The sequence below is a fragment of the Rhodococcus sp. NBC_00294 genome, assembly GCF_036163995.1.
GTDB lineage: Bacteria > Actinomycetota > Actinomycetes > Mycobacteriales > Mycobacteriaceae > Rhodococcoides.
Map to the genome: position 1 here is coordinate 884850 of NZ_CP108043.1, position 22770 is coordinate 907619.

Sequence of the window (22770 nt, forward strand, 5' to 3'; positions counted from 1 at the left end):
CAATCGACCGGGTGCATCCGGAGAAGACACCCACCACCGAGTCGCCACGGTCGATCCGGATCGAGATCGTCGTCGTCCTGCTGTTCACGTTCGGGCTCAGCGGACTGTCGAGCATTCTGTCGCTCGTCGAGAGCGCGCTCGAGCAGGGCGCCCTGTCGGACCAGACCGTGGCGATCAACGTGCCGCAGTCGACTCTCGGACCGATCGACTTCCTCCGTCAACTGATCGGCGTCGTCCGGCTCAGCGCATGGGGGGCACTCGGTCTGTACCTGTTGTGGCGCAGCGGAATCGGGCCACGCGCCATCGGCTTCGCACGTCCCCGCCTGCGCCCGCACGTGCTGCACGGCGTGGGGCTCGCCGCGATCATCGGCATCCCGGGCCTGCTGTTCTACCTCGTCGCCGTCGCACTGGATCTCAACGTCACGGTGCTGCCGAGCACCTTGAACGACGTGTGGTGGCGCCCGATCACGCTGACGCTCTCCGCGGTGGCCAACTCGGTCGCCGAGGAGGTCCTGGTGGTGGCGTGGCTGATCTCGCGGCTGCGCGCCCTCGGGTGGACCGACAACCGATCGCTGCTCGCGTCGGCCGTGTTGCGCGGGAGCTACCACCTCTACCAGGGCTTCGGGGCCGGCGTCGGCAACCTCGTCATGGGTCTGATCTTCGGCCGGTACTTCCAGCGCACCGGTCGACTGTGGCCCCTCGTGATCGCCCACGCCCTCATCGACATCGTGGCGTTCGTAGGGTTCGCCGCCCTGCGGGATCACGTTTCGTGGCTGCCGGGCTGACAGGTCGGCCGGTTAGAGTCGCCGGATGAGCCAGCAACCTCCGTACGACCCGCGGCGGCGACCGCCACCCCCTCGCCGTCCGGGTCCGGAGGAACCGCCGGTGGTGCGGCGACGGGCGGGCAGCCCTCCGGGGTGGGCCGACCAGACCCGTGTGCAGCGGGGTCCTCAGCAGCCACCACCCCGGCAGGATCCGCGGGCGTGGTCGGCGGTTCCCCCGGCGCGGGACGCGCCACGGCGTGACGATCGGTACCGGGACGACCGGCGACCGTACGACGACGGGCGTGGGCCGGCCGATCGAGGCCGCGCCCCTGCTCCCGCCCCGGTTCCGCCGCGCCAGGTGCCGCCCGAGCCGACGCGTCGACGCCGGCGGCCACGGTGGGGTCGCCGCATAGGTATCGCCCTGGTGGTGTTGCTCCTGCTCGTCGTCGGGGGCGCCGTCTGGGCGGACACGTCGCTGTCCCGAGTCGACGCGCTCGGGAACTACGAGGGTCGCCCGGCAGACACCCCGGGGACCAACTGGCTGCTCGTCGGATCGGACAGTCGTACCGGACTCACTCCCGAGCAGGAGGCCGAACTCGCGACCGGTGGGGACATCGGTGCCGGCCGGACCGACACGATCCTGCTGATCCACGTGCCGGCGAGCGGCCCGACCACGATGGTCAGCCTCCCGCGCGACTGGTACGTGCCGATTCCCGGCAACGGCACCGACAAACTCAACGCCTCGTTCTCCCTCGGCGGCGCGCCGCTGCTGGTGCAGACCGTGGAGGGTGTGACGGGCCTGCGCATCGATCACTACGCCGAGGTGGGCTTCGGCGGGTTCGCCGACATGGTCGACGCGATCGGCGGGGTGGACATCTGCGTGCCCTACGACATCGTCGACCCCCTGGCAGGAATCGACCTGCGTGCGGGCTGCCAGGAGCTCTCGGGTCCGCAGGCGCTCGGCTTCGTCCGCAGCCGCGCGACGGCGCTCGCCGACATCGATCGGATGAACAACCAACGACTCTTCCTGTCGTCGTTGCTCTCGAAGGCGACCAGCCCGACCACCTTCCTGAACCCGTTCCGGGCGGTGCCGCTGGTACGGGGGGTCGTCAAGTCGCTGCAGGTCGACGACGGCGACCACATCTGGAATCTGGCCTCCCTCGGCTGGGCGCTGCGCGGGGAGATGGTCACCACCACCATTCCCGTCTCCGGGTTCGAGGACGTCGACGGCTCGGGCAACGTCCTGCTGTCCGACCGCGAGCGGGCGTCCCGGTTCTTCGAGCTCCTGGCCACCGATCAGCAGCTGCCCCCCGACCTCGTCGGCGGCGGATGACGCGTCCCGACGGACACGCTCGACCCAGTACCGTGTGTCGTCATGAGCCTCGACGACGTGTCCGCTGCCTCCGACGCCCGGGATTCCGGGGTGTTCCACGACAGGGAGTCCAGCGCGTTCCACCTTCTCCTCCGTGAACAGGTGCGACACGAGTTCACCGCCTCGCAGCAGTACATCGCGATCGCGGTCCACTTCGACGGGGCGGATCTGCCGCAGCTCGCCGCACGGTTCTACGCCCAGGCCGACGAGGAACGCGGCCACGCCATGATGATGATCCAGTACCTGCTGGACAACGACCTCGAGGTCCGGGTGCCCGGGGTCGACGACGTCGTGAACGCGTTCGGGTCGGTGCGCGAGCCGGTCGAGCTGGCGCTGCGGCAGGAGAAGAAGGTCACCGAGCAGATCACGACGCTGGCACGCACCGCCCGCGACACCGGCGACTACCTGGGCGAGCAGTTCATGCAGTGGTTCCTCGCCGAGCAGATAGAGGAGGTGGCGTCGATGACGACGCTGCTCACCATCGTCGACCGTGCCGGCGAGAACCTCTTCCACATCGAGGACTTCATCGCCCGCGAGATGACGAGCGAGTCCCGCGGCGGCGGCAACGCGCCGAGGGCCGCCGGGGGACTCGCCTGATCGTCAGCGCAGGGTGACCTGCCGGCTGCGCAGGCCGTCACGGGCGCGCCGCTGCTCAGAGGTGAGCTCGCTGGTGTCGGCCAGCGTCTCGTCGAGCCTGCGGCCGAGAGCCGCTGTGCCCGTTGCCCATTCGTCGGGATGAACCTCGGGATCGAGATCGAAGACGGGCACGAGCAGGCCGTGGGTACGGAACGAGCCGGCGAAGCGCGATCCCTCCCCCACATGCAGTTCACCCACCGACTGCAGGCGAGCCAGCGCGATCATCAACTGATCCTCGTCCTCGGGGCGGACCCAGCGGATGTGCGCCTTGTCGCCGGCGTCGACCCACCAGGCCGCGGACACACCGTCGGCCGTGATGCGGGCGGACGGGAGGATCGCACCGTTGGCGCGCTCGATGGTGGCGTCGACCTCGGGGTCCGCTCCCGCGCCCTCCGGGATCCACCACGAGAAGTCCTTGTGGACGGTGATGTCCAGAGGGGACGTCGCGTCCACGAGTTCCGTGAGCGCGGGCGTCTCGGCGGACGGGTTCGACGCCGCCGTCGAGGTTCCGGGCGTCGCCGAGGAGGCCCACACGACGGAGGCGGCGAGGTCGGCCGACAGATCCTCCGAGAAGGTCTGGACCTGCATCGCGACGAACGCGTTCTTCTGCTCGTCGTCACGCACGAGTGCGGCGACGGCACCGGGGAGCACGGTCGCGAGAGTGAAGGGACGGTCGCTTCCCGTCACCGGGAGGGATGCCGACGCGGAGGCGACGAACTCGCGCATCGCCACGATGTCGCACTCGAAGGCGAGGCCCTCGAACGGCCGCACCGGCGCGGACGACAGCGCCTCACGCTCGGCTCTGCGCTGCTCCAGCAGCTCCGCGCGTCGACTGTCGGGCTTCGGTCCGCTGTTTCTCTTGCTCTTCTTACCCACGAGCGTCGAACCTACCGGGTGATGCTGTCGTCCAACCACGCGAGCGCCCGACCCGGATGATCGGTGGCGAGCCAGCGCACCCCGAGGTCGTGGCACAGATGCACGTCCTCCTCGGTGTTCACGGTCCAGCAGTACGTCGCTCGACCGGCCGCCGCGGCGTGATCGACCAGGTTCGGATGATCACGCAACGTCTTGATCGAGGGCCCGACCGCCGTGGCGCCCACCGTGGTCGCGGCGCCGCCGCCGATGTAGCGCGACGCGGTGCCGAGCAGCACGGTCGGCAGCATCGGAGCCGATCGCCGCACCCGCCACACCGCCGAGGGCGCGAACGACATCACGACGGCGCGGGACAGGGACGCCGACCCGGGTCGGCCGATGCCGAAGCGGTGCAGTTCCGCCAGCACGGCGTTCTCGATCAGGCCTCCGTAGCGCACCGGGTGCTTGGTCTCGATGAAGATCTTGGCGGGCTTCGCCTTCCACGCCATGACCATGTCGATGAGGTCGCTCAGCAGCAGCACGTTCGCCGGATCGTCGGCTGTCCCGTAGTCGTGGCCGGACAGTGCCTCGTAGGTGAGGGCACTGACGATCCCGGTTCCCGACGACGTCCGGTCGATCCGTCGGTCGTGGACGCACACCACCCGGCCGTCGCGCGTGAGCCGCACGTCGCACTCGACGCCGTCGGCCCCCTCGCGCAGCGCCTGTTCGTACGCCACCAGTGTGTGTTCCGGCCGCGTTCCCGACGAGCCTCGATGCGCGACGACGAGGGGTGTGGCCTCGTGTGCGGAGTAGATCATCGGACGTCGGCGAGCTGGTCGGGTGCGGTGTCCTCCGGGGCCGGGGTCGTGTCGGACACGGGGGTGGTCGGCAGGACCGTCCATCGCGTGAGGGTGCGGGTGTCGCCGCGCACGGTGCGGCCGTCGGCTCGGCGGATCACGGTGAGCGTGAGGGCGGCCACCCCCGCGGCGACCAGGTCGGTGATCGCGGTGAGGACCACACCGTTCGCCTGCGCCTGGATGCCGTCGACGGTGCGCCACGCGACAGTTGCCGCGATCAGCAGCCAGTTGCCGACCCAGGCCGCCCACCACCACGGCACCAGACGCTCGAGTCGGAGCCGGTGCTCGCTCGTGCGAGCCAGCTCCGTGAGGAAGACCCCGGGCAACAGCAGGGTGACGATCGGCAGCAGCGATCCGAGGTACAGGGTTCGCGTGCGCCGCGGATCGGTGAGTCCGTGACGGGCGTAGGCGCTGCGGCGCAACCGGACCACGCGGGCGACCGTCGCCACCGCGGCGACCAGACCGACTCCGAGGGACAGGAACGACAGGCACCACACGGCGGCGTCCGACAGTGCGAGGACCGCGGCGGGCATCAGTCGGTCGCGACTGACGAGCAGCACGACGTACCGGGCCAGCTCGGCGACGGCCGCCGCGACGAACAGGGCGACGGTCGCCGTGAGCAGGGAGGTCGAGCGCCGGGCCAGCCGGTCCGTGGCGCTCTCCGGCGCACTCGGGTGCGGGCGCGGCGCGATCGGCAGACCCCAGGTGGGCATGACCGCGTAACGGGGGGTGGGGGTCGGCACCCGGCGGACACGGCGCCGCGGCGCGGATCCGGGCGCGGAGGCCACCCAGCGGAAGTTACGACGGACGGCCATCGGCAACTGCCCGACCGGGGCAGTCGACTGCCCGACCGGCACCGGGGAGAGCAGGACCCCGTCGCAGACGGGACACCACTGCCGCGGCGACGGCCCCACGTCGATGCGCCGTGTGCAGCGCGCACAGATCTGAAACCAGGCCACCGGCCGAGGAGCGGTCACGGCGTCAGTACACGGTGGCCGGGCGACCGGCGTCGTCGACGACCGGGAGGCCGGCCTGCTGCCACGCCACCATGCCGCCGTCCACGTTCACCGCGTCGACTCCCGCGTGCTGCAGGTACTCGACGACGCGGGCCGAACGCCCACCCTGGCGGCACACCACGTAGAGGGTGCCGTCCACGCTGATGTCGGCCATCCGCGACGGGACGTCGCCCATCGGGACGTGCAGCGCGCCGGGAGCGTGCCCGGCGGTCCACTCGTCGTCCTCACGGACGTCGAGCAGGGCGGCGCTGGGACCGGGCTCCGGGACGTCGGAGACGGACACGGACGGTACGGATCCGAAGCTCACGCACTCGATCCTGTCACGCCCCTCGCCCCGGTGCCACCGTCGATCACCAGTCGTTCTCGAGCCGCCCGCTCTCGAACCGTCGTGCGCCGCGGGCCACCACCCACGTGGTCCCCACCTTCGCCGCGGGCAGGGTGCCCGCCGCGATCTGCGCGAGCACGGCCTGTCGGGAGATCGCCCGCTCCGCCGCCACCTCGGACACCGACGACCACCCGTCGGTGGGCGGCAGTCCGGAGACCGACTCGTGGTCTCGTGCCGAGCGGACGGACAGCGACACGAGGTCGCGACCGCCGACGAGATCTCGCAGCAGAGCCGAGGCGAGGGTGACGGCCTGCGGCAGGCCGTCGGCCGAGAGGGTGACCACCAGGCCCGCGCGGCCGAGAAGGCTCCGGGTGAGGCGTCCGCGAAACGGCGCGACCGCCGAGGCCAGGGAGTCGATCTCCGCGGCGTGCAGGTCGTCGAGCGCGGCGGACAGTTCGGCCTCGGCGGTGAAGTCCATGGGGAGCAGTATTGTCGATCGGCATCTTCGACTTCCTACGGAGGTTGCTGATCGACAATCACCATCCCCATCATCCACAGAAACATCCACAGAAACGGGACTCGATCCCGTTTTCTCCGCGTGTGTCGCACCCACGGTCGCTCCCCGACTCCGGCACGCCCTTCTACTGTCGAACCATGGACCTCAGAATCTTCACCGAACCGCAGCAGGGCGCGACCTACGACGACCTGGTCCGCGTGGCGCGCGCCGCCGAGGACTTCGGGTACGACGCCTTCTTCCGCTCCGACCACTACCTGGCGATGAGCACGGACGGTCTCCCCGGACCCACGGACGCCTGGATCACCCTGGCCGGCATCGCCCGGGAGACCTCCACGATCCGCCTCGGCACCCTCGTCACCTCGGCCACCTTCCGGTACCCGGGTCCCCTGGCGATCTCGGTCGCGCAGGTCGACGCGATGAGCGCCGGCCGCGTCGAACTGGGGCTCGGAGCAGGCTGGTACGCCGAGGAGCACGCGGCGTACGCGATCCCGTTCCCGTCGGTGGGCACGCGCTTCGATCGCTTCGAGGAGACCCTCGCGATCGTCACCGGTCTGTGGGGCACTCCCGCGGGTGAGACGTTCTCGTACCAGGGCGACCACTTCACCGTGACCGACTCACCCGCTCTGCCGAAGCCGGTGCAGAGTCCGCCGCCCATCATCATCGGGGGCATGGGGAAGAAGCGGACGCCGGAACTCGCCGCGCGTCACGCGACGGAGTTCAATCTCCCGTTCGCGGACACCGACGCGACGGCGACACAGTTCGACCGGGTGCGCGCAGCGTGCTCCGACATCGGCCGTGATCCGTCGTCGATGACGTTCTCCAACGCGCTGGTGCTGTGCTGCGGCACCACCGAGGACGAGATCGCCCGCCGCGCCGCCGCGATCGGACGGGACGTGGAGGAGCTCCGGGCGAACGGCGCGGCAGGGACGCCTGCCGAGATCGTCGACAAGCTCGGAACGTACGCCGGGCTCGGATCGACCCGGTTCTACCTGCAGGTGCTGGACCTGTCCGATCTCGACCACATCGAGCTGGTCGCCGCCGAGGTGATGCGTCAGCTGGCCTGAGGGCCGGAGGTCGGGTCACTCGAGGTCGGCTCGTTCGCGGTCGGGGCAGGCGTCCGCGGATGCCCCGACCAGTGGCGGGCGATCCACCGTGCCGCCGGCGTCTCGACGTAGCGGTACACGAGATCCGAGAGCACACCGGTGATCAGCGCGAAGACGAGCACCGCGACGGTCGCACCGAGATGCGGCTCGACGAGCGAGTAGATGCGGTAGAGCACCAGAGTGTGGACCAGGTAGATCGTGTAGCTGCGCGTCGCGAGCCAGTGGATCACGCGCGAACGACCGAACGCGGTGTCGGTGGGAGCCACCAGCACCACCGCGACGACGAGCACCAGCACCGTCCACAAGTGACCCTGCTGACCGACGTGGAAGGCGTCCACCGTCGTCGCGTACCGGATGACGGCGAACTGGGCGAGACCCGCGAGAAGAAGGGCCCGCCACGACGCCAGCCGGGCGAACGCGAGATACACGATCTGGCCCAGGAAGACGGTGGGCAACGTCGCCGCGACCTTGTCGACCATGGGGATCGTGTACTCGTACGGCACCAGATCGGTGTAGAGCAGGATCAGCCAGCACACCGCCGCGCCGACGACCGGAACCAGCACGGGGCGGGACGCGAGCACCCGGCGCATGCACACCGCATACACGTAGAAGACCCCCTGGACGACGAGCGTCCAGGTGACCCCGAGGACCACGACCTCCGGGCGCACGAAGAAGCCGCCGAGCACGAAGCTCATGGCGGCCTCGGCGTTGCTGATGCCCACGGTCTGCGAGAACATCCCGTTCACCCCGAGGCGGACCAGCACGATCGCGGCGAGGACCGACAGCCAGAACACCGGGAGCAACCGCGCTGCCCGCCCCACGAGGAAGGCGCGCGGCGAGTTGCGGACGACGGACGCGGTCGCGACCAGTCCGGTGAGGATCATGAAGAACGCGACGCCCACGAACGAGAGATGGTGGTTCAGACCGCCGTGCTCGACGAACACGAGGGTGACGACGTCGATGAGCCACCACGGTGTTCCGAGATCGTCGACCAGGAAGTACGAGATGTGCGAGTACACGACGGTCAGGACCGCCAGCGCACGCAGGATGTCGACTCCGCCGAACCGGATCCGCGGCGGATCGGCCGCCGTACGGACGGAGACCACCCCACCGTCCGAGTCGGGCGTCGAGGAGGTCATCACCCTCGATCTTAAGGTTCCGTTCACCTGTCGGTCGAGTTCGCCCACGTCATCGCTGCGCGCGGGCAAGGGGACCACGGTCCGCATCGGTGCGTCTGCGCTGCACTCCGACTGCGTCGAACTCTTGCGCGAGGTGTACGAATGACGTTGGCTGGGTAACGCCAGCAGTCAGCTACAACAGATGCAAGAGAAGGGAAACACGTGTCCGAGTACACACTGCCCGACCTCGACTACGACTATGCAGCTCTCGAGCCCCACATCTCCGGGGAGATCAACGAGCTGCATCACTCCAAGCACCACGCCACCTACGTCGCCGGCGTGAACACCGCACTGGAGAAGCTGGCCGACGCCCGTGACAAGGACGATCACGGCTCGATCTTCCTGCAGGAGAAGAACCTCGCGTTCCACCTCGGTGGCCACGTGAACCACTCCATCTGGTGGAAGAACCTCTCCCCCAACGGTGGAGACAAGCCCGAGGGCGAGCTCGCGGCCGCACTGGACGACCACTTCGGCTCGTTCGACAAGTTCCGCGCGCAGTTCACCGCCGCGGCCAACGGTCTGCAGGGCTCCGGCTGGGCAGTGCTCGGCTACGACACGCTGGGCAAGAAGCTCCTCACGTTCCAGCTGTACGACCAGCAGGCGAACGTGCCGCTCGGCATCATTCCCCTGCTGCAGGTCGACATGTGGGAGCACGCCTTCTACCTGCAGTACAAGAACGTCAAGGCCGACTACGTGAAGGCGTTCTGGAACGTCGTCAACTGGGCCGACGTGCAGCAGCGCTTCGCCGCAGCCACGTCGCAGACCTCGGGTCTCATCTTCCCGTAGTCCCGCCGCACAGTCGCACCGCGAATGCCGCGTCCCACGAGGGCGCGGCATTCGTCGTCTCACCGGCCACATCTGGCACTCGTGACCACTTGTGTGCCAGCGCGATGGTGGTGTTCTCTTCCTCTACCCGACGTTGTGTGCCGATGGTCCGCGCACGTTCCGCGCAGGCCGTCCCGCTCGATGCCGGCCAGTGCGAGGAGAACGTCATGACCAGTCCCGATCGTCGCATCATCGGTGTGGCCCCGTTCCACGCCTCGGGAACCCTGCGCGGCTTCGTCATCTCCGGCCGGTGGCCCGACACGACAAAGGAATGGGCGCAGCTTCTCGCCTTCACGGTGCGGGTCGCGTCGACCCCCGGCCTGCTGGACACCAGCACCGTCTTCTGTGTCCGCGAGGAACTGCCCGACGACCCGCACGAGGGGACCGTGGGCATCGTGGTGTCCGAGGGCCCCGTCATCGGGGACCACGCGGTGACCCCGGAGCGCTTCGCGCTGCATCAGCCGGCCGCGCTGATGATGCTGCATCCGCCGTCGGAGACGATGCCGACGCTGCCGGAGTGCGCCGGGGCCGCGTCGGGGTGCGTGCTGTTGCCGGGTCTGCCGCACCTCGGGCTGGACCATCGCGCCGCCTGGGTCGAGGCCGAGGCGGACGGCACCGTGACGTCGATGATCAGCCGTGTGGGCCTCGATCCCATCAGCCATCCCGATACGGCCGTCCTCGCGATGTTGCTCGCTGCATGACACGACAAATTTCGGGTAGCCGAACAGGTTTGTCGAAGTTGCAGAAGCCTGACCAGGGCTTTAGCGTGGAGATCAGCGAAGGGGAGTAGCCCCCGGTCATCCAGTCGACATACTGGCGCGCACCGGTTCGCCGGGGCGCTCCCGGCTCGGTGAACCGAGCTTCCACACACGTGGCAGCAGGTGGGCGAGACCTTTCGTCGACCGGCCGGCCTCCGGCCTTCCCGCACCGGTCCCGATGACCGCACGGTGCGCTGCACCGAGCGTCGGCCAGGTTCTCCCCTCGTGTCGGTCGACGCGCCCTGTCCTGGAGGTTCGACGTGCTCGCCGCCCTGCTGCTCAGCTTCGGAGTCATTTTCGTCGCCGAACTCGGCGACAAATCCCAGCTGATGGCCATGACGTTCGCCCTGAAGTACCGCTGGTGGGTCGTCATCGGCGGCATCACGGTCGCCACGACGCTCGTCCACCTCGTCTCCGTCGCCGTGGGCCACTACCTCGGTGTCGCGTTGCCCACGCACCTGATCGGCATCGTCGGCGGCGTCGCGTTCCTGGTCTTCGGCCTGTGGACGCTACGCGGCGATTCGCTCGACGACGAGGAGAAAACGAAGGCCGACCGGGTGACGAAGTCCGCCTTCATCGCCGTCGCGTCCGCCTTCTTCCTCGCCGAGCTCGGCGACAAGACGATGTTGGCCACCGTCACGCTCGCCTCCGACAACGACTGGGTCGGCGTGTGGATCGGCTCGACGCTGGGCATGGTCGCCGCCGACGCTCTGGCCATCGTCATCGGCGCGACCCTGGGCAAGCACCTGCCCGAGCGGCTCATCACCCTCGGTGCCGCGACCCTGTTCTTCGTCTTCGGCGTGTGGCTGATCCTCGAGGGGCTGCTTCCCGGCACACCCGTCGGACTGATCGCCGCGGCCGTGGTCCTCGCCCTCGGTATCGCGGCGACGAGCTGGACTCTCACTCGTCCGACGGCAGACCGGCATTCCGACGATGAAGTGCCCGCATCTCCGCGCTGACCTCCGGTACGGGCCCCCGCACCCGGATCCGCGGCGCCACGTCGCCGATGGGCAGCGCGGCGACAGGGCCCGGCTCCAGACCCCACTCCGACCGCCACGCGGTGAGCTGAGCACTCGTCACCGCGACGACGATGTCGCCGAGCCCCACCCACGCGTGCGCCGCCGAACACATCGGGCAGTGCTCCCCCGATGTGTACACCGTGGTCCGGGCGCGCTCGTCGGCCGTCAGGTTCCGCACGGCCCACTCCACGATCGTGAACTCGGGATGGCGCGTCGAGTCCCCGCCGCCCACGCGATTGCGGTCCTCGAAGAGCACCTGACCGTCCGCGTCGACCAACACCGACCCGAACGGCTCGTCACCGGCGTCGAGTGCCTCGCGCGCGAGCGCGACACAACGCCGGACATGGACCTCGTCTGCCGAACCGGGGAACGTCATGTCCCGAGTCTGCACCCACCGACTAGGGTTCGTTTCAGTGAGCGGCCGGTAACCGAGTCGGCCGTCCGACGAGAGGACACGGCAGTGGAGATCGCGGGAACAGCGGCATTGGTCACCGGCGGCGCATCGGGGCTCGGCGCGGCCACGGCGAAGCGGTTCGCCGACAACGGCGTCACCGTCTTCGGCCTCGACCTGCAGCAGTCCATCGACAAGGCCGGTGACTCCGTACCGGACGGCGTGACGCTCATCGCCGCCGACGTCACCAGCGACGAGGAGGTACGGGCCGCCCTCGCACAGATCGGCGAGGCCGGCGTCCCGCTGCGCATCGTCGTGAACTGCGCCGGCGTGGGCTGGGCGGGACGCATCCTGTCCAAGAAGGGCGTGCACGATCTCGAGCTCTTCCGCACGGTCATCACCATCAACCTGCTCGGCACCTTCAACGTCATGCGTCTGGCGGCCGATCACATGCAGACGCTGCCGACCGTCGACGAGGCCGGACAGCGCGGCGTCATCATCAACACCGCGTCGGTGGCCGCGTTCGAGGGCCAGATCGGTCAGATCGCCTACTCCGCGTCCAAGGGCGGCGTGCACGGCATGACCGTCCCCGCGGCGCGCGACCTCGCGCAGGTGGGCATCCGCGTCAACACCATCGCCCCCGGCATCGTCGACACCCCGATGCTCGCCGGCGTCACCCCGGAATACCGCGCCGGCCTCGAGGCGGGCGTCCCGTTCCCGTCCCGACTCGCTCAGCCCACCGAGTACGCGCAGCTCGCACAGATGATCGTCGAGCACGACTACCTCAACGGCGAGACCATCCGCATGGACGGCGCACTCCGGATGGCACCGCGGTAACTGCTCGAAAAAAAGTTTTTCGTCACCACCCATCCACACCGGGTACTGGGACGAATCACATGTCGAGACGCTCGTCGTCGCTGCCAACCCCCGACTGGTAGCGATGGCGAGCGTTTCACTTCGTTACAGAGGAAATCCCGCCGAGCTCGTCCGCAGTCGGAATCTCCCGCGCGGCCGCCCCGTCCATCCAGACCCGCAGCGCGCGGGTGGCCTGCACGTCGTCCTCGTTGTACTCGAGCAACCGCGTGCGTTGCGACGCGTCGACGTCTCCGTCGTATCCCACCGCGCGGCGGTACCAGGCCATCGACGCCTCGCCGCCCGCCTCGTCGTCCCGCCAGTGGAAGCCCGCGACCGGTGCGACCTTCTTGAGGCCCTTGCCCGACGGACACACGAAGTTCTGGGACACCGCGATGTAGATGTCGACCCAGTCCGGCCCGTCGATGAACTCCCGCACCTCGGCCTCGGTGGGGACACCGGGCATGCCGGCGAACCGCCGCGCGGATCCCAGCAGCCATTTGTCCTCGGCGGCGCGCGAGTAGCAGTAGGCCGCGAACGTCAGGCCCTCCGCGTGCGCGTCCGCACGCACGCCCTGCATCCAGGACCAGAACTCGCCGAACGAGCGCGCCTCGTCCATCGTGGGGACCGGTTCCCACGTCACGAAGGCGCGGTACTGCGGCTCGGCACCGTCCCGCCGGTCGAGGAGCGTTCCCCACATGTAGGCGCCGTGCTCCTGGTAGCTCTCCATGTCGACGTCCACCTCGACGTCCGCCCGCTGGACCGTCACGGTGTCGCGGCGCCGGACGAGCGGCAGGTCGGCGATCCATGCACGGGCGATGACGACCGTCTCGTCGAAGTCGCCGTGCGGCCACTCGTCGGGCACGCCGCCCGTCCAGTCCGCCAGGTCGTCGATGGTGACGATGCCCGCGGACCGCAGGGCGTCCGCTCGCGACCCCGCCGCCACCAGCGAGACGTCCCGCGTGCGCCGCAGGGTCTCCCCGCACTCGGACCACCACGGACAGGACCGACATTCCGACACCTTCGACGGCGACGTGACGACCGAGCCCGACGCGATGGCCAGTCGGTCACCGAAGCGCGTGTCGTACTCCGCCTCGACCGCCGTCAGATCGTGCACGAGCATCACCTCGGCACCGAAGCCGATGACACCGGCTCGCGCCGACGCACCGGCCTGACCGATGCGGCCCAGGAGCCGATGCACGTGCACGGCCGCCAACTGGTCCCGTAACTGCGGTCGCACCTTGCGCGTGGGATCGAGAGCGGGGGCCCACGACGTGAACGGCGTGGTCACCGCGCCGCTTCCCGGATCGGTGACCTTGTGGTTGACCACCAGTACCGGGATGTACCCGCCGTCCGGATCGCGCACCAGCATGTCGCACCGGCCACGCCGACCGGCGTCCTCGTCGTCGGGGAAGGTCGCGTTCCAGATGCGCTCGACACCGGACTCGCACGCCGCGCGGGTGGCGCGGACCTGCATCGAGCGGGACATCGACGGGGAGACCACCACCCACGACTGCGGATCCGCGGCGACCAGGGTGTCCCGGATCTCGGCTCGGTACGCGGCGGCCGCCTCCCGGCGCATCTGCACCCCCGCGTCCTCCGCGGTGTCGACGAGCAGAGAGCGGTAGGCGGTGTCGAGATACACGCGGTGGCGGCACCGGGTGAGCGACGACGCGTCGATCAGCACGGAGGGGCCGGACGCCGGAGCGGGGGGCGGCACGACGTGGGACATTCTCGCAGCGTAGATCCACGGGCCGACACCTCACGCGGATGCAGCGCACCCGGAGCGGACCGATAGGCTGGCGGCAGGCATTCAGGCGCTCGTCGGTCATCCGGTCGGAGCGTTCTGGCGACGTAGTCGGACACGATAGGGGCACGTACACCATGGCTCTGCGCAAGAAGCGTTCTCGCCGTGCGACCCGGAAGGCCGAGGCCAAGGCCCTGCGCCACAAGGCGGGCCTCGAGGCGAAGTACACCGCCCGGAACGAGCGCAAGCATCTGAAGAAGCTGGCGAAGAACGACGCCAAGGCGCTGACCAGCCAACAGAAGGTGGATCAGGCGCACATCAGGACCCTGGCCGCACGGGAGAAGGCCGCGCGCGAAGGCAAGATCAACGCGGCGAAGGTGCGCAAGTACGTCGGCATCGGTCGCGTCCTGGCCCCCGTCCTCGTGCCGATCGCGTACCGCGCGGCGACCCTCCTGCGGGGTCAGCTCGACCAGTACCGGGCCGGCCGCATCGGCGTCGACGTGAAGGAGCTCGGCCAGTACACCGGACACGGTGCGAAGCTCAGCGCTCGCATCGTCGGTGCCGAGCGCTCCGTCGCCGAGGTCGCCGCGTCGCACCAGGACGCCGAGACGGGCGCCTTTGCCGACGCGATCCGGTCGCGCCTGACCGAGCTCACCACCGCGGTGCACGCCGCCGAGCAGATGCCGCCGTCGCGCCGCAAGCTGGCTCACGGCGCCATCTCCGACGAGCTCGACGGCATCGAGGCCGACATCCTCGCGCGCCTCGGCGTGCGCTGATCCCTGCCTGAGTCGACGATGGGGACCGAGCGCACGCGCGTGTGGCGCGGTGGTGCCGTGGGAGCACTCACGGCCACGCTCGCCGTCGCCGCGCACGGTGTCGGCGGTGGTGGCGTGCCCACCTCGTCCGCTCTCTCCCTGCTGCTCGCCGTCGCGATCGGTGCGGGCGTGCTCGCCGCCGGTGTCGGGACCGCCCGGACCGGCCCCCTCCCGATCCTCCTGTGGCTCGTGGGAGGACAGGTCGTCGCGCACGAAGCACTGGCCGCCGTCGCGGAACACGCCCACCCGCTCGACGCGTCGATGCTCGCGGCGCACGCCGTCGCCGTCGGTGTCGGCGCAGTCCTGGTCGCCTCGTCGGAGCGGCTGTTCGCCGCGATCACGTCGGTGCTGCGCGCACCGCAGCTCACGTTCTCGCCGCCGCGTCGCCCCCGACCCGTCACCGCCACCGCGCCGCTCGATCGGCCCGTTCCCGTACCCGTTCTGTCCGCCGTCTCCAGGAGAGGACCACCGCAGGTGCTCGTGCAGCCACTCACACCGCGGTACTCCCTCACCTGAACGGAAGACATCTGTCATGACCAGCTTCTCCACGCGTGCCCTGGGCACGAGTGTCCTCACCGCCGCCGCCCTCCTCGCCTCCGCAGGACTGGCGTCCGCCCACGTCGTCGTGTCCGCTCCGGACGCGGCACAGGGTGGATACGGCGTTCTCACCTTCCGGGTGCCGACCGAGTCGGAGGCGGCGTCCACCACCTCCGTCACCGTCCAGCTGCCCGGCCTCACCTCGGCCCGCACGCAGCCCATGCCCGGCTGGACGGCCGTCGTCGAACGCTCGGCGGACGAACTGGCCACCTCGGTCACCTGGACGGCGGATCCCGGCAACCCCGGTGTCGGGCCCGGACAGTTCGAGCAGTTCCAGCTCTCGGCCGGCCCCCTGCCGGAGGAGGAGAGCGTGTCCTTCCCGGCCCGCCAGACCTACAGTGACGGCGAGGTCGTGAACTGGGACCAGCCGACACCGGAGGACGGTACCGAGCCCGAACTGCCGGCTCCCACACTGGAACTCGCGGCGAGCAGCGGCGATCATCACAGCAGCCCCACGGTGTCGTCAGCGTCCTCGACCACCGAGGCCGCCGCGTCGTCGTCCGACACCACGGCCCGGTGGCTCGGCGGGATCGGCCTGGTTCTCGGAGCACTCGGTGCCGCACTCGGGATCGGCGCCACGGTGCGGAGTCGACGCTCGTGAGCCGGTTCCTCGCTCTGCTGCTCGCCCTCGCCGCGGCGCTGCTGCTCGGCACCTCGACGGCGTCCGCGCACTCGGTGGTGGTGTCCAGCTCCCCCGAGAACGAGAGTTCCGTCGATCAGGGTCCGGCGGAGGCGACGGTGACGTTCAACGAGGCCGTGCAGTCGCAGTTCGCCTCGCTGACCGTCGTCGGTCCCGACGGCAACCTCTGGTCCGACGGTGACCCGCGGGTGTCGGGTTCCACCGTCGCGGTGGACCTCCGAGAGCTCGGGCCGACGGGCACGTACACCATCGCGTTCCGCGTCACGTCCGCCGACGGCCACCCCGTGAGCGGTACGCGGACATTCGAGCTGACGACGGCCGGCACCGGGACCCCCGGTCCCGCGGCCGACGCCGGCGCGTCCTCGACCGAGTCGGGGGGCGGTGTGCCGCTCTGGCCGTTCCTGGTCGCCGCCGCGGTGGTGTTCCTCGGCGGTCTCGCGTTCGCTCTGCGGAAGAAGAACTGAGTCGTGGCCGGAACGACGACGGCGCGGTGGTCACCGCTCGCCGTCGTTCCGGCTGCTCTGCTCGGAGTGATCGCCGCCCTCGTACTGGCGCCCTCCGACCTTCCGCTCGACTCCCTCGTGCGGACCGGTGCCGACGTCGCCGGTGCCGTGGTGCTCGGGTTCGGTCTGCTGATCCTGTGGGCCCGCGATTCCCGGCACGTCGACGACCACCTCGCGTGGCGCGGCGCCCTCGTCGCGGCCGCGTGCTGGGCAGTCTCCGAGGTCACGCTGCTGGTGCTGGGGGCGGCGCGGTCCGATGCCGTCAGCGCCACCGCGGTGTCGCTCGGCACGTTCACCGACTACGTCCAGAACATCGCGAACGGCCGGATCGGCTCCGCGGTCGTGGTCGTCGCGCTCGCGATGGCCGTGCTGGCGGCCACTGCCCTCCGCACCGATCTGGAAGTCTCCGGCATCGTCGTCGTCGTACCCACCGCCGTCGCCCTCATCGCTCGCCCGATGACCGGCCACATGGCGCAGCAAGCCGTCGGCGCGCTGCTCGTCGCCGTGCACGTCGTGGCGGCATCGGTGTGGCTCGGGCTGCTGGTCGCGATGGCGGTGACCCTGCGGTCACGGACCGCCTGGGCGGATCTGCTCCCGCGCTACTCGGCGGCCGCGCTGTGGTGTGTGGTCGCCGTCGCCGTCACCGGTGTCGTCAACGCCGCCGTGCGGCTCACCTCGGTGACCGCCCTGGTCGACACCGACTACGGGCGGCTGATCCTGCTCAAGTCGGTCCTGCTGGTCGCCCTGGTGATCGGCGGGTGGTGGCGACGGCGCACGTGGGTGAGCGTCATCGGTGCCCACACCACGCACGCCACGGTCTCGACGCGGCGTGCCGTCGTCGAGACCGCGGCGATGGCCGCGGCGTTCGGCGTGGCCGCCGCACTGGCGACCACGGCCTGATCACGCGGGCAGCGGGTCCGCGCTGGGCAGCAACCGGACGAGCACGTCCGACATGGTGATGACACCGACCACCGCACCGCCGTCGCGCACCACCGCGAGATGGTTGCGGGTCTCCCGCATCTCCGCGAGCGCGACGTACACGGGCGCGGCGGCGTCGAGCTCGAAGGCCGGTCGCACGAAGTCGTCCACCGAGCGGGAGTCCTCCGCCTGCAACGTGTCTCGCACGTGGACCAGACCGATCACGTCGGCGCCGTCCCGCACGAGGATGCGCAGATGGCCCGTGCGCAGCGACGCCGCCCGCACGTCGGCGACCGTCGCCGTCGTCGCCACCGCGGTGGGCTCGGAATCGATGCGCACGAGGTCCGCCACCGTGAGCTTCTGCAGTTCCAGCGCACTCGAGAGCTGATCCGAGTAGCCCTTGTCCAGCGATCCGACACTCACCGAGTGCGCGACCAGCTGCTCGAGATCGTCCGGGTTCTGGCCCGACATCACCTGATCGGCCGGCTCCACACCGGCCCGGCGCAGCAGTGCATTCGCCATCCCGTTGAGCGACACCAGGATCGGGCGGGTGAAGAACATGAAGACACGCATCGGGATCGCGAGCATCGTCGCCGACTTCTCGGGATGCGCGATGGCCCACGACTTCGGCGCCATCTCGCCGACGACCAGGTGCAGGAAGGTCACGATGATCAGGGCCAGGACGAAGCCGAGCACGTCGGATGCCCAGTAGGGCAGACCGAGTGACTCGAACAGCGGCCGGAGCCAGTAGTGCACGGCGGGCTTGGTGAACGCACCGAGTGCCAACGTGCACAACGTGATACCCAGCTGCGAGCCGGCGAGCAGCACCGTGAGCTCGGTGGAACTGCGGAGCGCGGCGCGCGCCGACCGCGAATCGGCCGCCGCGTCCTCGAGCCGGTGCCGCTTGGCGGCGAGGAGCGCGAACTCGACGGCGACGAAGAAGGCGCTGAGCGCGATCAGGCCGACGGTGACGACGAGGAACACCAGGGGGTTGCTCACAGCGCACTCTCCGTCTCGACCGCGGTCGAATCATTCGAGGCCGTGTCTGATTCAGGCCGGCCTCCGGCCTTCCCGCCACGCTCGACGACCTCGAGCGTGACCGACGACGGCACGTGGTTGTCGATCTCCTGAATTCTCATGACGAGGAACCGTCGGGGCGGTTCGGCGTCGGTCGCGAGGTCACCGGGGTCGATGGGCAGCTCCAGTTCGATGACGTCGCCGACCTCGGGAAGCGATCCGTGGACGCTTATGGCCAGTCCGGCGATGGTCTCGATGTCACCCTCCGGAAGTTCGCGGTCCAGAGCACGTTCCACCTCGTCGAGGTGGACGTCGCCGGCCACCGTCCACACACCGTCGTCGCCGGGCACGGGTTCCGCGCCGTCGGCGTCGTCGTGCTCGTCGGTGATCTCGCCGACGAGCTCCTCGGCCAGGTCCTCGATGGTGACGACACCGGTGAAGGAGCCGTATTCGTCGATGACGCAGGCGAGTTGGTTCTTCGACGCGCGAAGCTCCCCCATGGCGTCGGGGAGCATCTGGGTCTCGGGGAGCACCAGTGCGTCGCGGGACAGCACGGCGACCGGTGTGTCGCCGGGCAGGTCGGTGGCGAGCACGTCGCGCAGGTGCACGACGCCCTCGATCGAGTCGTCGGCATGGAGCACCGGATACCGCGAGTGCTCGACGCTCATGAGGGCGCGCACCTCGGCGATGGTGGAGTCGGAGCGCACCGTCGCCACCTTCGCGCGGGGGATCATCGCGTGACCCGTGGTCTGGGTGGGGAAGTCGAGGATGCGGTCGAGCAGTGTGGACAGCTCCTCGGGCAGGTCACCGGTGCCCCGGCTCTCGGCCACGATGTGTTCGAGGTCGCGCGGGGTCGCCGAGTGCTCGACGTCGTGGACCGGCTCGATCTTCAGCGCCTTCAGCAGCGCGTTGGACGAGGCGTCGAAGACACGGATGAGCCAGCCGAACAGCTTGAGGTAGATCGTCGTCGACAGCGAGAGCCATCGCGCGACGGGTTCGGGGCGGGCGATGGCGAAGTTCTTGGGGAACAGCTCGCCGAAGAGCATCTGCACGAACGTCGACACCACCAGCGCCGTCACCGCACCGACGGCGAGTCCGACACCGCTCGGAATGCCGACGCCGCCGAGCAGAGTCCCGAGGGACTGTCCGATGAGCGGCTCGGCGAAGTTACCGACGAGCAGGCCGGTGACGGTGATGCCCAACTGAGCGCCCGAGAGCATGAAGGACGTGCGCTTCGTGACGGCCAGGGTGCGCGCGGCGACGGTGTCACCCGCTTTCGAGCGCGCTTCGAGCCTCGACCGGTCCACGGTCATGTAGGCGAATTCCTGGGCCACGAAATAGCCTGTGCCGGCGGTGATTCCGACGACGACGACGATACCGAGGAGAAGCGTCAACAACTCGCTCATGTGCCGGTCACCGCCCTGGTCGCATCGGTCGATACGAGGGGGGCCATGACCGGCCCGGGTTTGTCGCTGTCCATTCGTCCTCTAGTCGCTGCGGGTGTTTCGCCCGATTCTACGGGATGCGCGCCGCTACCGTCCCGGCACGTACTTCAGCGCCCGGATGAAGATCGGCAACGTCTTCGCCCAGAGCTTCGGAGGCAGCCGTCGTCCGCCGAGGTTGATCAGGCGCGTCGTGGAGACGGTCTGCGACTCGGTGTACTTCAGGACGCCGTCCGGTCCGTGCCGACGACCGACGCCCGAGACACCCATGCCGCCCATCGGCGCACCGGTGCTTCCCCAGGTCGGCGCGTACCCCTCGTCCACGTTCACGGTGCCGGCGTGCAGTCGCGCGGCGATGGCCTCGCCCTGCGCCTTCGTCTTCGCCCACACGCTGGCGTTCAGTCCGTACTCGGTGGCGTTGGCCCGCTCGACAGCCTCGTCGACACTGGCGACGGGGTAGATGGAGACGAGGGGACCGAACGTCTCGGCTCCCCAGCACTCCATGTCGTCGGTCACGCCGGTGAGCACGGTGGGCTCGTAGAACAGCGGGCCGATGTCGGGGCGTGCCTTGCCGCCGGCGACCACGGTCGCACCCTTCACCTTCGCATCGTCCACGTGGTTCGAGATGGCCTTGACCTGGTCCTCCGAGATGAGGCTGCCCATCTCGACCCCGAACTCGTACGTGGCGGCCAGCGTCATGCGGCGCACCCGCTCACCGAACGCGGCGGTGAACTTGTCGGCGATCGACTTCTCGACGTAGATGCGCTCGATGGAGATGCAGAGCTGACCGGAGTTGGAGAAGCAGGCACGGACGGCCGCGTCGACCACCTCGGGAATCTTGGCGCCGGCGGCGACGATCATGGCGTTCTTGCCGCCGAGCTCGGCGGAGAACCCGATGAGTCGCCGACCGGTCTGCTCGGCGAGAAGCTGGCCGGTGGCGGTGGAACCCGTGAACATCAGGTAGTCGGAGGTGTCGACGATGGCGGTGCCCACCACCGATCCGGGGCCGGGAACCACGGCGAAGAGGTCACGGGGCAGACCGGCCTGGTAGAGCAGTTCGACACATGCGAGCGCGCAGTACGGCGTCTGGCTGTCCGGCTTCAGCACGATGCCGTTGCCGGCCATCAGAGCCGGGATGGCATCGGACACCGCGAGGGTCATCGGGTAGTTCCACGGCGAGATGATGCCGACGATGCCTTTGGGCTGGTAGTTGACCTGCGTCTTGGTCAGCACGGGAAGCATGCCCTTGACGCGCTTGCTCTTCAGCAGTTCGCCGGAGACCCGCGCGTAGTGCCGCGCCGTCATCGCGATGTCGAGGACCTCCTCCTGGGCGGCGGACCGGGACTTCCCGGTCTCTGCCTGCGCCAGGTCGATGAGCGACGCCCGGTGCTTCAACACGAGGTCGCGATACTTGTGGAGGATCTTCGCTCGATCTGCGATGGACGTCGTCGCCCACCGCTTCTGGGCTGCGCGGACCTTGTCGTTCGCCGCCAGCACGTCGTCGCGGGTGCCGACGGGGATGGTCGCCATCTCGCGGCCGGTGAACACCTCGATGACGGGCTTGGTCTCCCGGCCCGGTGCGACCGAGGCGAGGGCGACGAGTCGTGTGAACGTGTCTGCGGTCGGCGCTGACATGCGTATCTCCCAGTGGCGGATGAGTGTGACGACGGTTGACGGATACACCGTCGGTATCGACACGGTACGCCAGGAGTGCGTTCGGACACAGCCCCCGACCGGACGCCTCGGCGGATCGGGCCAAGATTGTGCTTGACCCTCACGCAACGGGAGGCAGGACAGTGACCGGTGTGAACGATGCACTGACCGTGGGACAGGTCGCCGCGCTGGCAGACGTCAGCGTGCGCACCCTGCACCACTACGACGCGGTGGGGCTGGTGGTGCCCGGCGGCAGGTCTCCTGCGGGATACCGCACCTACTCCTCGCAGGACGTGGAGCGCCTGTACTCCGTGCTGACCTATCGCGAACTCGGGTTCCCGCTGACCGAGATCAAGGAGATACTCGACGATCCCGCCGCGGACGCGCTCGAGCATCTCCGACGGCAGCGCACCCTGCTCGACCGGCGCATCGCTCACCTGACAGCCATGGCGAACGCCGTGGACACCGTGATCGAGAGGAAGACGATGGGTACGAACCTGACCCCGGCCGAGCAGCGTGAGATCTGGGGCGACGACTGGGCCGGCGAGAGGTACGAGGACGAGGCCCGCGAGCGCTGGGGAACCACCGATGCGTGGGCCCAGAGCACGGAGCGCACCGCCGCGATGTCGGCCGACGACTGGCGTGCGATCAAGGCCGACACCGAACAACTCGAGGCTGATCTCGCTGCAGCGATGCTCCGCGGCGTGGAGCCCGGTTCGGACGAGGCCGACGTCCTCGCGGAACGCCACCGAGCGTCGATCGACCGTTTCTACGACTGCGATCACGCGATGCATGTCTGCGTGGCCGGGATGTACACCGCCGACGAGCGGTTCCGCGCGCACTACGACGGGCGGGCCGCCGGGCTGGCGGAGTGGATCGTCGCCGTCGTCGGAGCGAACGCCCGCGAGAACGGGGCCTGACACACGGACGGAGCACGAGGCCGAGAGGCCACGTGCTCCGTCGTCAGTTCTGT

General features: G+C 69.5%; 25 protein-coding genes. 14 read left to right on the forward strand and 11 right to left on the reverse strand.

Annotated features, from left to right (window positions below; translation table 11 throughout):
- Window positions 1–2 precede the first annotated feature (2 nt).
- Genes OHB23_RS04185 through OHB23_RS04195 form a run of 3 tightly spaced genes read left to right on the forward strand, consistent with a single transcriptional unit; the run spans window position 3 to window position 2733 of the window.
- The gene (locus OHB23_RS04185; RefSeq protein ID WP_442973030.1) at window positions 3–785 is read left to right on the forward strand and encodes a CPBP family intramembrane glutamic endopeptidase; all 783 of its coding nucleotides are present in this window, start codon (window positions 3–5) and stop codon (window positions 783–785) included.
- A 25-nt stretch (window positions 786–810) separates the two neighbouring features.
- The gene (locus OHB23_RS04190; RefSeq protein ID WP_328810945.1) at window positions 811–2097 is read left to right on the forward strand and encodes an LCP family protein; all 1287 of its coding nucleotides are present in this window, start codon (window positions 811–813) and stop codon (window positions 2095–2097) included.
- Between the two features lie 42 nt (window positions 2098–2139).
- Complete coding sequence (locus OHB23_RS04195; protein ID WP_081821499.1) at window positions 2140–2733, forward strand: ferritin; 594 nt, start codon at window positions 2140–2142, stop codon at window positions 2731–2733.
- Between the two features lie 3 nt (window positions 2734–2736).
- Here the strand turns inward: OHB23_RS04195 and OHB23_RS04200 are convergent, their stop codons facing one another.
- The 5 genes from OHB23_RS04200 to OHB23_RS04220 are packed head-to-tail and all read right to left on the reverse strand — an operon-like array spanning window position 2737 to window position 6300.
- A complete protein-coding gene (locus OHB23_RS04200) occupies window positions 2737–3648 on the reverse strand; it encodes a DUF5926 family protein (protein WP_027507323.1) in 912 nt (303 codons plus the stop codon).
- A gap of 11 nt (window positions 3649–3659) precedes the next feature.
- Window positions 3660–4442, reverse strand: coding sequence for a glycerophosphodiester phosphodiesterase family protein (locus OHB23_RS04205; RefSeq protein WP_027507324.1), 783 nt, complete (start codon window positions 4440–4442; stop codon window positions 3660–3662).
- On the reverse strand, window positions 4439–5458 hold the full coding sequence (locus OHB23_RS04210) for a DUF4328 domain-containing protein (protein WP_328810946.1): 1020 nt from the start codon (window positions 5456–5458) through the stop codon (window positions 4439–4441). Before OHB23_RS04210 ends, OHB23_RS04205 begins: the two co-directional genes overlap by 4 nt.
- Window positions 5459–5462: 4 nt before the next feature.
- Window positions 5463–5804 carry a rhodanese-like domain-containing protein gene (locus tag OHB23_RS04215; protein WP_204869490.1) on the reverse strand — a complete coding sequence of 114 codons (342 nt, stop codon included), beginning with the start codon at window positions 5802–5804 and terminating at the stop codon, window positions 5463–5465.
- 43 nt (window positions 5805–5847) lie between these two features.
- On the reverse strand, window positions 5848–6300 hold the full coding sequence (locus OHB23_RS04220; protein ID WP_328810947.1) for a hypothetical protein: 453 nt from the start codon (window positions 6298–6300) through the stop codon (window positions 5848–5850).
- A 176-nt stretch (window positions 6301–6476) separates the two neighbouring features.
- On the opposite strand from OHB23_RS04220, the gene OHB23_RS04225 reads away from it, so the two are divergent.
- On the forward strand, window positions 6477–7403 hold the full coding sequence (locus OHB23_RS04225) for an LLM class F420-dependent oxidoreductase (protein WP_328810948.1): 927 nt from the start codon (window positions 6477–6479) through the stop codon (window positions 7401–7403).
- Here OHB23_RS04225 and OHB23_RS04230 read toward each other — a convergent pair.
- Window positions 7391–8581, reverse strand: a complete 1191-nt coding sequence (locus OHB23_RS04230; protein ID WP_328810949.1) for an acyltransferase family protein — start codon at window positions 8579–8581, stop codon at window positions 7391–7393. The genes OHB23_RS04225 and OHB23_RS04230 overlap by 13 nt on opposite strands.
- A gap of 201 nt (window positions 8582–8782) precedes the next feature.
- On the opposite strand from OHB23_RS04230, the gene OHB23_RS04235 reads away from it, so the two are divergent.
- The 3 genes from OHB23_RS04235 (at window position 8783) to OHB23_RS04245 (ending at window position 11162) form a co-directional block, all read left to right on the forward strand.
- On the forward strand, window positions 8783–9406 hold the full coding sequence (locus tag OHB23_RS04235; protein ID WP_027507329.1) for a superoxide dismutase: 624 nt from the start codon (window positions 8783–8785) through the stop codon (window positions 9404–9406).
- A gap of 206 nt (window positions 9407–9612) precedes the next feature.
- The gene (locus tag OHB23_RS04240; protein ID WP_027507330.1) at window positions 9613–10146 is read left to right on the forward strand and encodes a hypothetical protein; all 534 of its coding nucleotides are present in this window, start codon (window positions 9613–9615) and stop codon (window positions 10144–10146) included.
- Window positions 10147–10463: 317 nt separating this feature from the next.
- Window positions 10464–11162, forward strand: coding sequence for a TMEM165/GDT1 family protein (locus tag OHB23_RS04245; RefSeq protein WP_056440761.1), 699 nt, complete (start codon window positions 10464–10466; stop codon window positions 11160–11162).
- Here OHB23_RS04245 and OHB23_RS04250 read toward each other — a convergent pair.
- Entirely contained in the window at window positions 11104–11598 is a 495-nt protein-coding gene (locus tag OHB23_RS04250) for a nucleoside deaminase (RefSeq protein WP_222641335.1), read from the reverse strand. The two genes, OHB23_RS04245 and OHB23_RS04250, sit on opposite strands and share 59 nt — an antisense overlap.
- An 84-nt stretch (window positions 11599–11682) precedes the next feature.
- Between OHB23_RS04250 and OHB23_RS04255 the strand changes: the two genes are divergently transcribed.
- Window positions 11683–12450, forward strand: coding sequence for an SDR family NAD(P)-dependent oxidoreductase (locus tag OHB23_RS04255; RefSeq protein ID WP_222629296.1), 768 nt, complete (start codon window positions 11683–11685; stop codon window positions 12448–12450).
- 115 nt (window positions 12451–12565) lie between these two features.
- Here the strand turns inward: OHB23_RS04255 and OHB23_RS04260 are convergent, their stop codons facing one another.
- Window positions 12566–14197 carry a TM0106 family RecB-like putative nuclease gene (locus tag OHB23_RS04260; protein ID WP_328810950.1) on the reverse strand — a complete coding sequence of 544 codons (1632 nt, stop codon included), beginning with the start codon at window positions 14195–14197 and terminating at the stop codon, window positions 12566–12568.
- 152 nt (window positions 14198–14349) lie between these two features.
- Between OHB23_RS04260 and OHB23_RS04265 the strand changes: the two genes are divergently transcribed.
- The 5 genes from OHB23_RS04265 to OHB23_RS04285 are packed head-to-tail and all read left to right on the forward strand — an operon-like array spanning window position 14350 to window position 17667.
- Window positions 14350–14988 carry a DUF6474 family protein gene (locus tag OHB23_RS04265; RefSeq protein ID WP_027505892.1) on the forward strand — a complete coding sequence of 213 codons (639 nt, stop codon included), beginning with the start codon at window positions 14350–14352 and terminating at the stop codon, window positions 14986–14988.
- Between the two features lie 57 nt (window positions 14989–15045).
- Window positions 15046–15543 carry a hypothetical protein gene (locus tag OHB23_RS04270; protein WP_222632535.1) on the forward strand — a complete coding sequence of 166 codons (498 nt, stop codon included), beginning with the start codon at window positions 15046–15048 and terminating at the stop codon, window positions 15541–15543.
- A gap of 16 nt (window positions 15544–15559) precedes the next feature.
- Window positions 15560–16225: a YcnI family copper-binding membrane protein gene (locus OHB23_RS04275; protein ID WP_027505893.1), complete on the forward strand. Its 666-nt coding sequence runs from the start codon at window positions 15560–15562 to the stop codon at window positions 16223–16225.
- Complete coding sequence (locus OHB23_RS04280) at window positions 16222–16728, forward strand: copper resistance CopC family protein (RefSeq protein WP_056440779.1); 507 nt, start codon at window positions 16222–16224, stop codon at window positions 16726–16728. The genes OHB23_RS04275 and OHB23_RS04280 overlap by 4 nt, the downstream gene beginning before the upstream one ends.
- A gap of 3 nt (window positions 16729–16731) precedes the next feature.
- Window positions 16732–17667, forward strand: coding sequence for a CopD family protein (locus tag OHB23_RS04285; RefSeq protein WP_328810951.1), 936 nt, complete (start codon window positions 16732–16734; stop codon window positions 17665–17667).
- Here OHB23_RS04285 and OHB23_RS04290 read toward each other — a convergent pair whose 3' ends face one another.
- The 3 genes from OHB23_RS04290 to OHB23_RS04300 form a co-directional block, all read right to left on the reverse strand.
- Window positions 17668–18684 carry a CNNM domain-containing protein gene (locus OHB23_RS04290; protein ID WP_027505896.1) on the reverse strand — a complete coding sequence of 339 codons (1017 nt, stop codon included), beginning with the start codon at window positions 18682–18684 and terminating at the stop codon, window positions 17668–17670.
- The gene (locus tag OHB23_RS04295) at window positions 18681–20108 is read right to left on the reverse strand and encodes a hemolysin family protein (protein ID WP_328810952.1); all 1428 of its coding nucleotides are present in this window, start codon (window positions 20106–20108) and stop codon (window positions 18681–18683) included. The genes OHB23_RS04290 and OHB23_RS04295 overlap by 4 nt, the downstream gene beginning before the upstream one ends.
- Before the next feature lie 126 nt (window positions 20109–20234).
- Window positions 20235–21779: a succinic semialdehyde dehydrogenase gene (locus OHB23_RS04300; RefSeq protein ID WP_027505898.1), complete on the reverse strand. Its 1545-nt coding sequence runs from the start codon at window positions 21777–21779 to the stop codon at window positions 20235–20237.
- A 170-nt stretch (window positions 21780–21949) separates the two neighbouring features.
- Here OHB23_RS04300 and OHB23_RS04305 point away from each other — a divergent pair, with 170 nt between their 5' ends.
- A complete protein-coding gene (locus OHB23_RS04305; RefSeq protein WP_328810953.1) occupies window positions 21950–22717 on the forward strand; it encodes a MerR family transcriptional regulator in 768 nt (255 codons plus the stop codon).
- Window positions 22718–22770 lie beyond the last annotated feature (53 nt).

What these genes read in the sequence shown, in the direction of transcription:
- OHB23_RS04275 (WP_027505893.1), top strand. Translation starts at nt 15,560, where the DNA reads ATGACCAGCTTCTCCACGCGTGCCCTGGGCACGAGTGTCCTCACCGCC.
- OHB23_RS04225 (WP_328810948.1), top strand. Translation starts at nt 6,477, where the DNA reads ATGGACCTCAGAATCTTCACCGAACCGCAGCAGGGCGCGACCTACGAC.
- OHB23_RS04260 (WP_328810950.1), bottom strand. Translation starts at nt 14,197, where the DNA reads ATGTCCCACGTCGTGCCGCCCCCCGCTCCGGCGTCCGGCCCCTCCGTG.
- OHB23_RS04250 (WP_222641335.1), bottom strand. Translation starts at nt 11,598, where the DNA reads ATGACGTTCCCCGGTTCGGCAGACGAGGTCCATGTCCGGCGTTGTGTC.
- OHB23_RS04190 (WP_328810945.1), top strand. Translation starts at nt 811, where the DNA reads ATGAGCCAGCAACCTCCGTACGACCCGCGGCGGCGACCGCCACCCCCT.
- OHB23_RS04230 (WP_328810949.1), bottom strand. Translation starts at nt 8,581, where the DNA reads ATGACCTCCTCGACGCCCGACTCGGACGGTGGGGTGGTCTCCGTCCGT.
- OHB23_RS04240 (WP_027507330.1), top strand. Translation starts at nt 9,613, where the DNA reads ATGACCAGTCCCGATCGTCGCATCATCGGTGTGGCCCCGTTCCACGCC.
- OHB23_RS04220 (WP_328810947.1), bottom strand. Translation starts at nt 6,300, where the DNA reads ATGGACTTCACCGCCGAGGCCGAACTGTCCGCCGCGCTCGACGACCTG.
- OHB23_RS04295 (WP_328810952.1), bottom strand. Translation starts at nt 20,108, where the DNA reads ATGAGCGAGTTGTTGACGCTTCTCCTCGGTATCGTCGTCGTCGTCGGA.
- OHB23_RS04300 (WP_027505898.1), bottom strand. Translation starts at nt 21,779, where the DNA reads ATGTCAGCGCCGACCGCAGACACGTTCACACGACTCGTCGCCCTCGCC.
- OHB23_RS04205 (WP_027507324.1), bottom strand. Translation starts at nt 4,442, where the DNA reads ATGATCTACTCCGCACACGAGGCCACACCCCTCGTCGTCGCGCATCGA.
- OHB23_RS04265 (WP_027505892.1), top strand. Translation starts at nt 14,350, where the DNA reads ATGGCTCTGCGCAAGAAGCGTTCTCGCCGTGCGACCCGGAAGGCCGAG.
- OHB23_RS04195 (WP_081821499.1), top strand. Translation starts at nt 2,140, where the DNA reads ATGAGCCTCGACGACGTGTCCGCTGCCTCCGACGCCCGGGATTCCGGG.